Below are 13,548 nucleotides of genomic sequence, written 5' to 3' on the forward strand. Positions count from 1 at the left end.
ATGCTAGATCAACAAGTATTAACTATTTTAGAAGAAGAATTATCACAATACGGCCAAAAACAGATGATGAAAGTTTTGGAGTTGTTAGGTGAGGGTAATACTGTTCCTTTTATTGCACGTTATCGAAAAGAACAAACGAATAGTTTAGACGAAGTAGCCATTCGAGAAATATCTGATCGTTATCAATACGTTGAAAATTTAGTCAAACGAAAAGAAGAAGTGTTGCGTTTGATTGGAGAACAGGGTAAACTAACCGATACTTTAAGTAAAAAAATAAAAAAAGCAACAAAGATGCAACAAGTGGAAGACCTATACCGTCCCTATAAACAAAAACGTAGAACAAAAGCGACAATAGCGAAAGAAGCAGGTTTAGAACCATTAGCAATCTGGGTGATGTCATTTCCAGAATCAGCTAATATCGAAGAAAAAGCAACAGCGTTTATCAATCCGGAGCACAAATTAATGACCGTTGAGGATGTTTTAGCAGGTGTACATGAAATATTAGCGGAACAAATTGGCGACAATCCAGAATTTCGTAAATGGACTCGTCAGTATCTCTGGGAATATGGCCGCTTCGTGAGTACGGTTAAAGATAAAGCAATTGATGAAAAGAAAGTTTTTGAAATGTATTATGATTTTTCTGAAGTGATTCATAAGTTAGTTCCTCATCGTATTTTAGCAGCTAACCGTGGAGAGAAAGAGGGAATTCTTAAAATTACTTTAGAGATTGACGAAATAAAAATCGAAAAATATTTTGAACGTCATCTGATTACTGAGGTGAATCATCCTGTCGTTCCAATGATCCAATCAGCTTATCGAGATAGCTATAAACGTTTTATCGGTCCAAGTATTGAACGCGAAATTAGAAATGAATTAACAGAAAAAGCAGAAAAACAGGCCGTTTCTATCTTTGGAGAAAACCTTCGTCATTTACTTTTACAATCACCTTTAAAAGGGAAAATTGTGCTTGGATTTGACCCTGCTTATCGAACAGGTTGTAAATTGGCTGTGATGGATGAAACTGGTAAAGTATTAGCAATTAAAGTTATTTATCCACATAAACCCTCAGGAGTTGCGAAGCGTGAGGCTTCTGGTCGTGACTTTATTGAGTTGATTGAAAAATATCAAGTTGAAATGGTTGCTATCGGTAATGGGACAGCAAGTCGAGAATCAGAACAGTTTGTTTCTGAATATTTAAAACAATTAGAGCGAGACGTTTTCTATGTTATTGTCAGTGAAGCGGGTGCCTCGGTTTATTCTGCTAGTGACATTGCTCGTGAAGAATTTCCAGATTTACAAGTTGAAGAAAGAAGCGCTATCAGTATCGGTCGTCGATTACAAGATCCGTTAGCTGAACTTGTAAAAATTGACCCTAGAGCCGTAGGAGTAGGTCAATACCAACATGATGTTTCACAAAAATTTTTAACAGACCAATTAGATTTTGTCGTTGAAACAGCCGTTAACCAAGTGGGGGTTGATGTAAATACAGCCAGTGCACAGTTGCTACAACATGTTTCTGGTTTAAATAAAACAACGACCAATAATATTGTGCGGTATCGAGAAGAAAATGGCGCGTTTAATAAGCGAACGGAATTAAAAAAAGTTCCGCGCTTAGGACCAAAAGCTTTTGAACAAGCTGTTGGTTTTTTACGAATTCCAAATGGGAGTAACATTTTAGACCAAACAGGAATTCACCCAGAGAGTTATACCATCGTAAAAACACTTTTAGGTTTATTGGAAATTGAACTTTCAGACTTAAAAACGACTGAAGCGAAAGATAAGATTATGGCCATTGATGTAATTGAAATGAGTAAAGAATTGGCGATTGGTGTGGAAACATTAGCCGATATTAAAAATGGTTTATTACAACCCGGTCGCGATATGAGAGAAGACATGCCAGCTCCATTATTGCGCAAAGATGTTTTAAGTATGGGCGATTTAAAACCAGGGATGGAATTAATTGGGACCGTGCGTAATGTCGTCGATTTTGGTGTTTTTGTAGATATCGGGGTGAAACAAGATGGGATGGTTCATATTTCTAAATTGAGCCAACAATTTGTTAAACATCCGACTGACGTTGTTGCAGTGGGGGATATTGTAACCGTTTGGGTTGAAGATATTTCTTTAGAAAAACAAAGAATAGCGTTAACGATGTTGCCCATAGCTCAAAAAATTAAAGATTAAAAAAATGAGTGAGAAAGAATTGCAACGGTTAGTTGAAGAAATCTCTTTAATCTTTTTCAACCGTCCGTTTAGGCATCAAGCGTCTTTTAATTCGAGATTAAAAACAACTGGTGGTCGTTATCATTTGAACGATCACCAGTTAGATTTTAATCCAAAAGTATTAGAAAAATATGGAATGGATGAGTTAGTGGGAGTTATTAAACACGAGCTTTGTCATTATCATTTGCATCAACTTAATCAAGGTTATCAACACAAAGATTATGATTTTAAAGCGTTGTTAAAAGCAACGGGAGGTAGTCGGTATGTTAAATCATTAGTTGATGAAAGAAAGTATCATGAATATCAATGTCTAAATTGTCATCAAAAAGTTAAGCGACAACGTAAAATTAATTTGAAAAAATTTGGCTGTCTTTGTGGTGGTCCGTTAGAATTGTTGACAAATGGAACGTAAACCTTTATATTTTTATTTAGAGGTTTTCTTGCGGTCATGGCGGAATGGCAGACGCGCTAGCTTGAGGGGCTAGTGGGAGTATCTCCCGTGGAAGTTCAAATCTTCTTGGCCGCATTAAAAGAACTGTTTTTTATAGAAAAAATAGAAATAGGACTGATGAGAATTTTAAATTCTCATCAGTCCTATTTATTATAGAGCCATAATTACTTTGTATAAGTCATGACCTGTTTTTAATGGTGACGCTTTATAGTGTTAAACGAGTGATAAGTTCGTTCGTAAAAAATGTTTGAATACAAAATGGTATATACTGTTGACATTTTTTTGAAATAGCGTTATATTGAAAGTGGTTACAACCAGATGGTTGTGATGACTAAAATTGAAGGGAGAATGAGAGATGATTAGTTGTATCGTGACAGGTCATGGTGAGTTTTCAAATGGGTTGACCCATGCGCTAGAAATGATAGCCGGTCCACAAGAAAACGTGAGAGCGTTACCATTTAGAGAAGAAGAACCATTAGAAACCTATCAAACAAATTTAGAACAGCTGAGTGAAGAGTTGTTAAACAAATCAGATGAGCTTGTAATCTTTACTGATTTAATGGGAGGGACCCCATTTAATCAATCAATGTTAGTTAAACTAAAAAATAACAACGTTCATGTTTTGGCAGGAACTAACTTACCAATTTTATTAGAATTTATGGCTCAAACGATGATGGGAACAGAAATTGAAGATCTTTTGATTAAGGTTATAGAGAGTGCTAAACAAGGGATAGTTATTGGCGAACTACCAACAGAAAAAGCCGAAGAGGAAACGGACGGGATTTAACTATGTGGGAATATGTCTTATATTCATCGATTGCTATTATTATTATTATTATTTTAATGTTGATTGTTTTTTATTTACTAAATTCAAAAAATTTAAAAGCACAAAAAAAACATTTTAAAGAAGTACACAAAAATCTAAAAGTTGGCGACCAAGTTCTTATTTTAAATGGAATTTATGGTGAAGTGGCTAAATTAGGTGATGAGATTATTGATTTGAGGTTAAAATCAGGTCAATTAATGGAAGTTTCTCGTTATTCTGTTTCCAAAATAACAAAAAGTAAATAGGGGGATTTTAAAATGGCAAATATTTTATTAACAAGAATTGATAATCGATTAATCCATGGACAAGTAGCAACACAATGGTGTGGAACAATTGGAGCTAATTTAATTTTAGTAGCCAATGATAAGGTAGCTAATGATAAAACACGTCAAGGATTAATGGATATGGCAGCACCGACTGGGGTAGCGACACGTTACTTTAGTCTTCAAAAAACGATTGATATTATCCACAAAGCAGCAGACCGTCAGAAAATTTTTATTGTTGTTGATTCACCAGAAGATGCATTAAAACTAGTTGAGGGAGGAGTTACGGACATAAAAAAAGTAAACATCGGTAATATGCATATGGCTGAAGGAAAACGTCAAGTTGCGACAACAGTAGCAGTTGACGAGGCCGATGTGGCAGCATTTAAAAAATTGGAAGAACATGGAGTGAAACTTGAAATTCAACGAGTACCTTCAACAGCTGTGGAGGATATTTCAAAACTTTATAAATAATAAGGAGTGAAAAAGATGGATTATTCAATAATTCAGGTATTATTAATTTTTATTGTTACTTTTATTGTTGCGATTGATCAATTTAGTTTCTTAGAATCACTGTATCAACCGATTGTCACGGGACTTTTAGTTGGTTTGATTTTAGGGGATGTACAAACAGGTTTAGTTGTTGGTGGTACTTATCAATTAATGACAATTGGTAATATGCCGGTTGGTGGAGCACAGCCACCTAACGCGGTAATTGGAGGAATTATGGCAGCTGTCTTAGCGATTACGTTAAAACTAGAACCAACAGCTGCAGTGGCAACAGCCATTCCATTCTCGTTATTAGGTCAATATGGAGTAACCATTATCTTCTCACTGATGTCACCAGTGATGACAGTTGCAGATAATTATGCTCATGAAGCAGATACTAAAGGGATTGAAAAAATTAACTATTTATCAATGATTGCTTTAGGAACTGTTTTTGGTTTAATCGTGACATTATTCTTTATCGGTGGAGCAACATTTGGTGATAAAGTAGTTGAAATGATCCCAGTTTGGTTAATGGGTGGTCTTTCAGCGGCTGGTGGTATGATGCGTTATGTAGGGTTCGCAATCTTAATGAAAGTAATGTTATCAAAAGATCTATGGGGCTTCTTGTTTGCTGGTTTTGGTTTAGCAACAATTGTAATGGCTTCAGAAAGTCTAAGTGGCCCTGCTTTAATTATTTTAGCTTTCATTGGTTTTGCAATTGCTTACTGGGATTTCCAAATCCAAACAAAATTCAAAGCAGCTACAGCTAATGGTAGTCTAAATGATGAAGGAGGAGAAGAAGATGGCATATAATATTCCTGATACATATAAAGACCAAGCCCCTGCTGAAAATCTTGATAATAAGACATTAAATCAAATGGTCTGGCGTTCATTATTTTTACAAGCGTCTTTTAACTATGAAAGAATGCAAGCTGGAGGTTGGTTATATTCTATCTTACCAGGCTTGAAAAAAATACATACTGATAAAGATGACTTAGCAGCGTCAATGAGTCATAACTTAGAATTCTTTAATACTCATCCATTTTTAGTTAACTTTGTAATGGGGATTATTCTTTCAATGGAACAAAATAAAACTGATATTCCAACGATTCGTGCCGTAAGAGTTGCGGCGATGGGACCTTTAGGTGGTATTGGTGATGCGTTATTCTGGTTTACATTAGTTCCGATTACCGCTGGTATTACCGCCAATATGGCGATTAATGGTAATATCGCTGCGCCGTTTATTTTCTTAATCATCTTTAACGGGGCTCAATTTGCTCTACGTTTCTTCTTGATGAAATGGTCTTATCGACTCGGTACGAACGCCATAGGTATTCTAACAGAAAATGCCAAGGAGTTTACTCGAGCAGCGAGTATTTTAGGGATCTTTATCGTTGGGTCATTAATTTCAGTTTACGGTGCGACAAAAATTGAAGTCGTGATTCCAAACGGTACAACGAATGAAGTTCGTCAAGTAACAACGATTGTTGACTCTGAATCTGAAGTATCAAAGTATGATGATATGTTATATCAAGCAGATGAAGATGGTAAGTTAACGGAAGATTTACAAGAAAATGCAAGTGTGACAGAACTTGAAAACGGTAAATATGAAGTGGTTTTCAATCAAAACGAAGAAAAACCAGTTAATATTGATATTCAAAGTATTTTGGATGGTATCTTACCACAAATCTTACCATTAGCAATTTCGCTATTGCTATACTTCTTAATGGCTAAGCGTAGCTGGACACCACTTAAATGTATTGGTTTAGTTTTAGTTTTAGGACTAATCGGTTCAGGATTTGGTATTTGGCCAAGTATTTGGCCAGCATAAATCAATAGTCATGCTCTAACTTGAGACTCGATAGTAAAAAATTAAAAGAAGTTTATGGTTAGGGTAGTTGATTGTTAGACTAGCCTTAATAAAAGAACAAGCAAAAGAGTCTGAGATGCTAAAAAGCTTTCAGGCTCTTTTTTTTAGTTGACAAATAAAAATAAATCACTCATAATGTAAGTGGTTGATACCAGTTGGTAATGACAAGGAGGCTAGTATGGAAGAAAAAAAACAGTCTTTGTATGGAAAATTAGTTGATACCTTGAGAGAAACGATTAAAACGGAAATGAAACCTCATGATCTATTACCTTCAGAAAGGGATTTATCTGAGATTCATGGTGTTAGCCGGACGACGGTTCGTTTAGCTTTACAGGAATTAGAGCATTTAGGCTATATTTATAAAAAACATGGTAAAGGGACCTTTGTTTCTAGTGTTTCAGATAGTGTGATGAATTTATCAGGTGCCTATAGTTTTACAGAACAAATGAAATCATTAGGACGTATTCCCCAAACGAAAACATTATCTTTTGAGGTAGTGTCAGCCAATCAGTATTTTGCTGATCGTCTGGGTGTTCACAAAGGTGTCAAAATTATCAAGATAAAACGATTACGTTTAGCAGATGGTCAACCGATGATGCTTGAGCGAACGTATCTACCGCAAATAAAATTTGCATCTTTAACAGAAGAAAAACTAGATTTAAAATCACTATATGATTTATTTCTTAGTGAGTATGGTGAAGTTATCAAATATGCTGAAGAAGAATTTTATGCCAGTATTGTTAATGGTAAAGATGCTGAATGGTTAGATGTTCCAACAGGTTCGCCTGCACTTAATTTAATCCGAGAAACATACAATACTAATAATGAAGTGATTGAGTATACCTTAAGTGTGGCTAGAGCCGATCAATTTAGATATAAAATTTTACATAATCGAATACCTTAGAAAAGAGAGGAAATTAAAACATGTTAGATTGGAATAAAGAAAAATTAGATGAGATTGGTGCAACAATTACAACGCAAGAAATTAGTCAACAGCCAAAGTTATGGAAAGAAACGTTAAGTATTTTCAAAGAGAATGAAGCAGCGATTACAAGTTTTATTGCTGATTTCAAAAAAGAGATGGGTCAAAAAGTAAGAGTTATTTTTACGGGTGCAGGGACGTCTGCTTACGTAGGTGACGTGATTAAACCTCATTTAACTCGTTTTGGAAATGCTGAAGATTTTATTTTCGAAGCTATTCCAACAACGGATATCGTATCAGCTCCTTATGCTTACTTAAAATCAGAAGTTCCAACCTTATTAGTTTCTTTTGCAAGAAGTGGAAATTCACCAGAGAGCGTGGCAACGATTGATTTAGCTAATCAACTTGTTAAAAATATTCGTCATTTAGTCATCACATGTGCACCCGAAGGAAAATTAGCTCAAAATGCGAAAGGTGATTCTTCTTCGTTAGTTGTTTTGATGCCAGAATTGTCAAATGATAAAGGCTTCGCAATGACAGGCAGTTTTTCATGTATGACATTAACAGCACTCTTAACATTTGATCAAACACATACAAATCATGAAGAGCTTGTGACAGCAATGGTTACAATGGGAAATCAAGTATTAGCTCAAGAAGAGTTAATCCAAAGCTGGATTGATCAAAAATTTGATCGTGTTGTTTACTTGGGTTCTGGTAGTTTAAGTGGTTTAACTCGTGAAGCACAATTAAAATTATTAGAATTAACAGCTGGAAAAATTACGACAGCTTTTGATTCATCAATGGGCTTCCGTCACGGACCTAAATCATTTGTTGACGAAGAAACATTAGTTTTTGGTTTTATTAGCAATGACGTATATAGTGAACAGTATGATTGTGATATTTTAGAAGAAATCAAAGGGAATGACATAGCAGCTAAAACAATTGCGATTGCTCAAAACACAACAAGTTATACTGGTGAAAAAATTATTTTAACAGACGATGTTGTCTTACCCGATGGTTATCTAGCATTACCATTTGTCATGGTTGCTCAAGTTGTTTCGTTGCTATCATCAATTAAAGTAGGAAACAAACCAGATACACCATCACCAAGCGGAACTGTTAACCGTGTCGTTAAAGGCGTAACCATTCATACACTATAAAAGGGGATGTTCATAATGAACCAATTTTTTATAACAGCTGAAAAAATATTTTTAGAAGAAACCGTTGAAACACATTCGTATTTAGAAATTGTTGATGGAATCTTTGGCGATTGTGTTAAAGAAGTACCAGAAGGCGCGAAAATCATTGATTTTGGCGATAAGTGGATTGGACCAGGTCTAGTGGATACTCATATTCATGGTTTTTTAAATCATGATGTGATGGATAATGATACCGAGGGAATTAAAGAAATTTCTAAAGGATTATTAAGTTGTGGGGTGACCTCATTCTTACCGACAACCTTAACGTCATCATCAGAACTTTTAGGAAAAGTAGCTCATACAATTGCTGAAGTTAAAGACGAGGTTGAAGGAGCTAAAATTCAAGGGATTTTCTTTGAAGGACCTTATTTTACTGAGGAACATAAGGGAGCGCAAAATCCAATTTACTTTACACACCCAAGTATTGAAGAATTTGACGAATGGCAAACACAAGCCAATGGTTTGATTAATAAGATTGCTTTAGCGCCAGAAAAAGAGGGAGCTTTAGCGTTTATTTCTGAAGTCACCAAAAAGGGAGTTACGGTAGCTTTAGCTCACAGTGATGCGACTTATGAAGAAGCTAAAAAAGGTGTCGAACATGGTGGTAGTATTTTTGTTCATACTTTTAATGGGATGAGCGGTTTTACTCATCGTGAACCTGGTATGGTTGGTTGTGCGATGGCTTCAAGAGAAGCTTATGGTGAATTAATTTGCGATGGACACCATGTCCACCCAACGGCAGTTGATATTTTAGTCAATGTAAAGACACCTGAAAAAATCGCTTTAATTACAGATTGTATGCGTGCAGGTGGCATGCCAGAAGGACATTATCATTTAGGCGAATTTCCAGTTAAAGTTGAAAATGGTGCGGCTCGTTTAGAATCAAATGGTTCATTAGCAGGGAGTGTATTGACTCTAATTGGTGGCGTGAAAAACGTCGTTGATTGGAACGTAGCGACTGTTTTTGATGCTTTAAAAATGGCCTCTTTAGCGCCAGCAAAAAGTGTTGGAATTGATGATGTCTGTGGTAGTATCAAAAAAGGCAAAGCAGCCGATTTTATCGTTTTAGACAACCAGTTAGAATTATGTAAAACATATCTTGATGGCGAAGAAAAATATACTAAATAATGGGAGCGAAAAACATGAGAGAATTAACAGCGACAAAAAGAAAATTTATGGATCAGTTATCAACAAAAGAAGGAATTATCGGAGCATTAGCGATTGACCAACGTGGCGCATTGAAAAAAATGTTAGCTAAAGAAGGTTATAAAGGTGATGTAACAGAAGCTATTGTTGAATTCAAAAAATTGGTTTCTGAAGAATTAACCCCTTATTCAACGTCAATTTTATTAGACCCAGAATATGGTTTACCAGCTTCTGAAGTTAAAGTAGCAGATGCAGGTCTTTTACTTGCTTACGAACAAACAGGCTATGATGCAACTGAACCTGGTCGTTTCCCAGACTTAATCGTTGATTGGTCTGCTTATCGTATTCGCGAAGCTAAAGCAGATGCAGTTAAATTCTTGTTATATTATGATGTTGATGAAGCAGACGTAGTCAATGATCGCAAAAAGGCCTTTGTTGAACGTATCGGTAGTGAGTGTGCCGCTGAAGATATTCCATTTTATTTAGAACTATTATCTTATGATGCGAAAAATGATGACAATGCTTCAAAAGAATTTGCAAAAGTAAAACCTCATAAAGTGAATGAAATGATGAAAGAATTTTCAAAAGATTGCTACAAAGTCGATGTTCTTAAAATGGAAGTTCCAGTTAACATGAAATTTGTTGAAGGATTCTGTGAAAATGAAGCTGACGTTATTTACACAAAAGCTGAAGCGAAAAAATACTTTAAAGAACAAAGTGATGCAAGTGACTTACCATTTATCTTCCTAAGTGCCGGAGTTAGTGCGAAAATGTTCCAAGATACTTTAGAATTTGCTAAAGAAGCAGGCTCAACATTTAACGGTGTGCTTTGTGGTCGTGCAACATGGAAAGATGGCGTTGCTATTTTTGCTCACGAAGGGGAAGCTGCAGCTAGAACTTGGTTGCAAACACAAGGACGTAAAAACATTGAAGAATTGAATGAAGTATTATATCGTACAGCAACGTCATGGCATACAAAATTTTAATTAGAGAGGTGAGAAACAGATGGTTTTAACAATTACTTTAAACCCGTCATTAGATATTTCTTATCCAATCGAACATTTGAAAATAAATGACGTGAATCGATGCCAAGAAGTAAGTAAAACGGCAGGTGGTAAAGGCTTAAATGTGACCCGAGTTTTACATCAAATGGGCCATCCGGTATGTGCAACAGGTTTTTTAGGGGGCAACATCGGTCGATTTATTGCTGACCAGTTAACAGAAAATGGTATTCAACATGATTTTCAATCAATTGCTGGTGAAACGAGAAACTGTATTGCTATTTTACACGATGAGGGTGCTCAAACGGAAATTTTAGAGGGGGGCCCCGTTCTTTCAGAATGTGATTTAGTAGCATTTGAGGAACATTTAAATGGTCTTTTAACTGATCATGATATAGTGACAATTTCAGGTAGTTTATCTAAAGGTTTGCCTCAAACAAGTTATCAGTCTTTGATTGCTCAGCTAAATAAAATGGGGAAAAAAGTGATTTTAGATAGTTCTGGAGCTTCTTTAGAAGCAGTTTTAGTTTCAAAAGATAAACCTTATGCGATTAAACCTAATTTAACTGAAATCGAAGAGTTAACTGGTGAGAAATTATCGCTCGATCAGTTAGCAGAGCTCAAAACGCTTTTAATGACGGAATTATTTGAAGGAATTGAATTCATTATGATTTCGCTAGGAGCAGAAGGGGCTTTTGCTAAAGTAGGCGCTGATTATTACCGAGTGTCTATCCCTAAAATCAATGTCGTTAATCCCGTCGGTAGTGGTGATTCAAGTGTGGCTGGATTAGCAATGGCACTTGAACAAGGTAAATCAGTCGAAGCTGTTCTGAAAACAGCAATGACATTAGGTCTTTTGAATACAATGGAAGCAAAAACAGGTTATGTTGATGCGGCAAAATTTCAAACTTATTTTGACTTAGTTGATGTAAAAAAAGTATAAAAAGAAGCGATTAAAGTGAGAAGATTGACTTTCACTTTAATCGCTTTTGTTTATTTAAATAAAGATGACGTTGTTGACAATAGCTGAGTAACTCTTGCGAAAGAATAAAATCAGTATCGTTTGCCATTTCTATTTTTGAAATGTTCGTTAGCAACATTAATTTTTTTAGTTCGATTTGCCAACGTTTTAAGTTTTCGATAGTAGCCTCGGTTCCTTGAGTTAAGGTTTGATGGAGCACTTCACCAGATAAGCCAACTGCTTTAGCTCCTAAAACGAAGGATTTAAGGAAATCAAGAGGCTGACGTAATCCGCCAGAAGCAATAAAATCAGCTTGCGTCATAAATGATTGTGCCTCTAACAAAGATTCAGCTGTTGTTTGTCCCCAGTCGTAGAGATAATTAAAGCTTGGTTTTTTACGTCTCTGATTTTCAATTTGAATGAAGTTGGTTCCACCTCTACCAGCGACATCAATAACCTTAACCCCGACATCAACAAGTTGTTGAATGGTTTGTTTCGACATTCCAAAGCCGACTTCTTTAACGATAACAGGGACCTCTAAATGCTTTACCATTGCTTCGATATTAGTAAGCCATGAGCGAAAATCACGATCGCCTTCAGGCATGACTAATTCTTGTGGTGTATTAAGATGGATTTGTAAAGCATCTGCATTTAGTAAAGCAACTGCTTTTTTTGCATTTTCTAATGAATGATGCGCGCCTAAATTGGTAAAGATAATTCCATCAGGATTGGTTTGTCGCACAATTTTAAAACTATCTTCCAATTCGGGATGTTTTAAAGCCGTACTAACAGAACCAACGGCCATTGCTACGTTGGTTTCTTTAGCAATCAAAGCTAAATTCTGATTAATAATCTTAGTTTTGGGACTGCCGCCAGTCATAGCATTAATAAAAAAGGGAACCTCTAAGGCAATCGAATCAAGGTGTGTTGTAAGTTGAATCTCATCAAGTGTTAAGGGTGAGAATGAATGATGAATTAAGCGAACATCATCCAAACCGTTGTGCCCCTTTTCATGATATTGCATTTCAGAAAAATGAACGTGTTGGTCTTTTCTAAGCCAAGCATCTGTCATCTAGTGATCCTCCAAAAGGATTGGTGTTGTTGGAATGGTCGTTTTTTTAAAAACTTGGAGTGGTAAATTAACAATACCTTGCTCACGCCAAAGCGTCATCATCGGTAAGATTTCATCTTGTTGCTTCGATAAAACAATACCACAGTCCCCTCCACCAGCACCTGATGATTTAGCTGCGCCAGAAAAGCTCTCAGCAATTGAGCAAAGGTCACTCAGCGCTGTTGTTTCGATATCAACCCCACTTTGATGACCAAGCGATTTTAAAAGATGTCGATTGGTTCGTATTTGTTTTTGGATTTCATCGATATTCTGTTCTTTAAAGGCAGTAATCATTTGATTAACACAATCTTTACTATCTTTTAAAAATTGCTTGTAAAAACCATTCATATCACTTTGTTCATCTTTTACTTGGTCGACTAAAAAGGTAGTAGAAGCAGGCGATCCTGTCCAGCCAATCAATAAGCGTAAGTCAGTAGGAGCCTCTAAAGGTTCAATCCGTAATTTTGGCCACGTTTTTTTTACTAATTTAGTTAATGTCATATTTGGATTATTGATTTCAGCTAATAACCATTGTCGATCAAAACAAGAATAAGCCACCCAACCTTCATAAGAACTAGCTGCTAAATCACCAAAACTACCATTACTATTCAATGCAAGATGGGTAATAGCGGCTAACTTATAAAGAAGTTCTGCCGTGTAATCAATTTTATAGAAAGTGAGCATGGCTTTAATGGTTGCAATCGTAACAGCACCACTCGAGCCTAGTCCGTATTTACGGCCGTCTTTATTATCGAGCTCACTTTGAATGGTTAAATCAAAATATTTTAATTGTTGTCCTTGTTCTTGTAAAAATTGTTCGACTACAGTGAGTGATTTCGTAATATAAGAAAACGGATTTTCACGTTCATCCATGTAGAATTTTCCATTTTTTCTTGTCCAAGGAATTGAAATGCCATTTGAATATCTAGAAGAGATGCTTCCTTGTTCTTTTGCTTCTTGAAGTGAAACCGTAATAAATTGGTCAAGAGCGACAACAATCGCCGGATGACCTGGTTCTAAAACAGCATATTCACCTGCAATATATAGTTTTCCCGGTGCACTTGCTTTTATCAAAAAAATTCCTCC

14 protein-coding genes and 1 tRNA gene are annotated in these 13,548 nt (G+C 35.9%); 13 read left to right on the forward strand and 2 right to left on the reverse strand.

The annotated features are described in order from the left end of the window. The 13 genes from ACTJFD_RS03210 to ACTJFD_RS03270 all read left to right on the forward strand — a co-directional run bounded on the left by ACTJFD_RS03210 (window position 1) and on the right by ACTJFD_RS03270 (window position 11,333). Window positions 1–2,184: a Tex family protein gene (locus tag ACTJFD_RS03210; RefSeq protein ID WP_442259658.1), complete on the forward strand. Its 2,184-nt coding sequence runs from the start codon at window positions 1–3 to the stop codon at window positions 2,182–2,184. A gap of 4 nt (window positions 2,185–2,188) precedes the next feature. After that, entirely contained in the window at window positions 2,189–2,635 is a 447-nt protein-coding gene (locus ACTJFD_RS03215; protein ID WP_442259659.1) for a SprT family protein, read from the forward strand. A 30-nt stretch (window positions 2,636–2,665) separates the two neighbouring features. Next, window positions 2,666–2,749, forward strand: a tRNA-Leu gene (locus ACTJFD_RS03220). A gap of 280 nt (window positions 2,750–3,029) precedes the next feature. Continuing rightward, the gene (locus tag ACTJFD_RS03225; RefSeq protein ID WP_442259660.1) at window positions 3,030–3,461 is read left to right on the forward strand and encodes a PTS sugar transporter subunit IIA; all 432 of its coding nucleotides are present in this window, start codon (window positions 3,030–3,032) and stop codon (window positions 3,459–3,461) included. Window positions 3,462–3,463: 2 nt separating this feature from the next. Next, the gene (gene yajC / locus ACTJFD_RS03230) at window positions 3,464–3,745 is read left to right on the forward strand and encodes a preprotein translocase subunit YajC (RefSeq protein ID WP_442259661.1); all 282 of its coding nucleotides are present in this window, start codon (window positions 3,464–3,466) and stop codon (window positions 3,743–3,745) included. 12 nt (window positions 3,746–3,757) lie between these two features. Next, window positions 3,758–4,237, forward strand: a complete 480-nt coding sequence (agaV, locus tag ACTJFD_RS03235; protein WP_442259662.1) for a PTS N-acetylgalactosamine transporter subunit IIB — start codon at window positions 3,758–3,760, stop codon at window positions 4,235–4,237. 15 nt (window positions 4,238–4,252) lie between these two features. Next, a complete protein-coding gene (locus ACTJFD_RS03240) occupies window positions 4,253–5,065 on the forward strand; it encodes a PTS mannose/fructose/sorbose/N-acetylgalactosamine transporter subunit IIC (protein WP_442259663.1) in 813 nt (270 codons plus the stop codon). Next, a complete protein-coding gene (locus tag ACTJFD_RS03245; protein WP_442259664.1) occupies window positions 5,055–6,083 on the forward strand; it encodes a PTS system mannose/fructose/sorbose family transporter subunit IID in 1,029 nt (342 codons plus the stop codon). Before ACTJFD_RS03240 ends, ACTJFD_RS03245 begins: the two co-directional genes overlap by 11 nt. A 217-nt stretch (window positions 6,084–6,300) precedes the next feature. Beyond that, window positions 6,301–7,026 carry a GntR family transcriptional regulator gene (locus ACTJFD_RS03250; protein ID WP_442259665.1) on the forward strand — a complete coding sequence of 242 codons (726 nt, stop codon included), beginning with the start codon at window positions 6,301–6,303 and terminating at the stop codon, window positions 7,024–7,026. A gap of 20 nt (window positions 7,027–7,046) precedes the next feature. Beyond that, window positions 7,047–8,204 (forward strand): SIS domain-containing protein, encoded by a 1,158-nt coding sequence (locus ACTJFD_RS03255; protein ID WP_442259666.1) that lies wholly within the window; start codon window positions 7,047–7,049, stop codon window positions 8,202–8,204. Between the two features lie 15 nt (window positions 8,205–8,219). Then, a complete protein-coding gene (nagA, locus tag ACTJFD_RS03260; protein ID WP_442259667.1) occupies window positions 8,220–9,371 on the forward strand; it encodes an N-acetylglucosamine-6-phosphate deacetylase in 1,152 nt (383 codons plus the stop codon). Window positions 9,372–9,385: 14 nt separating this feature from the next. After that, window positions 9,386–10,375 carry a tagatose-bisphosphate aldolase gene (lacD, locus tag ACTJFD_RS03265; RefSeq protein WP_442259668.1) on the forward strand — a complete coding sequence of 330 codons (990 nt, stop codon included), beginning with the start codon at window positions 9,386–9,388 and terminating at the stop codon, window positions 10,373–10,375. Between the two features lie 19 nt (window positions 10,376–10,394). Next, window positions 10,395–11,333 (forward strand): hexose kinase, encoded by a 939-nt coding sequence (locus ACTJFD_RS03270; protein WP_442259669.1) that lies wholly within the window; start codon window positions 10,395–10,397, stop codon window positions 11,331–11,333. 31 nt (window positions 11,334–11,364) lie between these two features. Here ACTJFD_RS03270 and fni read toward each other — a convergent pair whose 3' ends face one another. After that, window positions 11,365–12,423, reverse strand: coding sequence for a type 2 isopentenyl-diphosphate Delta-isomerase (fni, locus tag ACTJFD_RS03275; protein ID WP_442259670.1), 1,059 nt, complete (start codon window positions 12,421–12,423; stop codon window positions 11,365–11,367). Continuing rightward, complete coding sequence (locus tag ACTJFD_RS03280; protein WP_442259671.1) at window positions 12,424–13,536, reverse strand: phosphomevalonate kinase; 1,113 nt, start codon at window positions 13,534–13,536, stop codon at window positions 12,424–12,426. Window positions 13,537–13,548 lie beyond the last annotated feature (12 nt).

This window comes from Vagococcus sp. (assembly GCF_052102835.1).
In the GTDB taxonomy this organism is placed as follows: domain Bacteria; phylum Bacillota; class Bacilli; order Lactobacillales; family Vagococcaceae; genus Vagococcus.

Excerpts from the sequence above, each read along its gene's own strand:
- lacD (WP_442259668.1), top strand. The coding sequence starts at position 9,386 with ATGAGAGAATTAACAGCGACAAAAAGAAAATTTATGGATCAGTTATCA.
- ACTJFD_RS03250 (WP_442259665.1), top strand. The coding sequence starts at position 6,301 with ATGGAAGAAAAAAAACAGTCTTTGTATGGAAAATTAGTTGATACCTTG.
- nagA (WP_442259667.1), top strand. The coding sequence starts at position 8,220 with ATGAACCAATTTTTTATAACAGCTGAAAAAATATTTTTAGAAGAAACC.
- fni (WP_442259670.1), bottom strand. The coding sequence starts at position 12,423 with ATGACAGATGCTTGGCTTAGAAAAGACCAACACGTTCATTTTTCTGAA.
- ACTJFD_RS03210 (WP_442259658.1), top strand. The coding sequence starts at position 1 with ATGCTAGATCAACAAGTATTAACTATTTTAGAAGAAGAATTATCACAA.
- ACTJFD_RS03240 (WP_442259663.1), top strand. The coding sequence starts at position 4,253 with ATGGATTATTCAATAATTCAGGTATTATTAATTTTTATTGTTACTTTT.
- yajC (WP_442259661.1), top strand. The coding sequence starts at position 3,464 with ATGTGGGAATATGTCTTATATTCATCGATTGCTATTATTATTATTATT.
- ACTJFD_RS03255 (WP_442259666.1), top strand. The coding sequence starts at position 7,047 with ATGTTAGATTGGAATAAAGAAAAATTAGATGAGATTGGTGCAACAATT.
- agaV (WP_442259662.1), top strand. The coding sequence starts at position 3,758 with ATGGCAAATATTTTATTAACAAGAATTGATAATCGATTAATCCATGGA.
- ACTJFD_RS03270 (WP_442259669.1), top strand. The coding sequence starts at position 10,395 with ATGGTTTTAACAATTACTTTAAACCCGTCATTAGATATTTCTTATCCA.
- ACTJFD_RS03225 (WP_442259660.1), top strand. The coding sequence starts at position 3,030 with ATGATTAGTTGTATCGTGACAGGTCATGGTGAGTTTTCAAATGGGTTG.
- ACTJFD_RS03215 (WP_442259659.1), top strand. The coding sequence starts at position 2,189 with ATGAGTGAGAAAGAATTGCAACGGTTAGTTGAAGAAATCTCTTTAATC.
- ACTJFD_RS03245 (WP_442259664.1), top strand. The coding sequence starts at position 5,055 with ATGGCATATAATATTCCTGATACATATAAAGACCAAGCCCCTGCTGAA.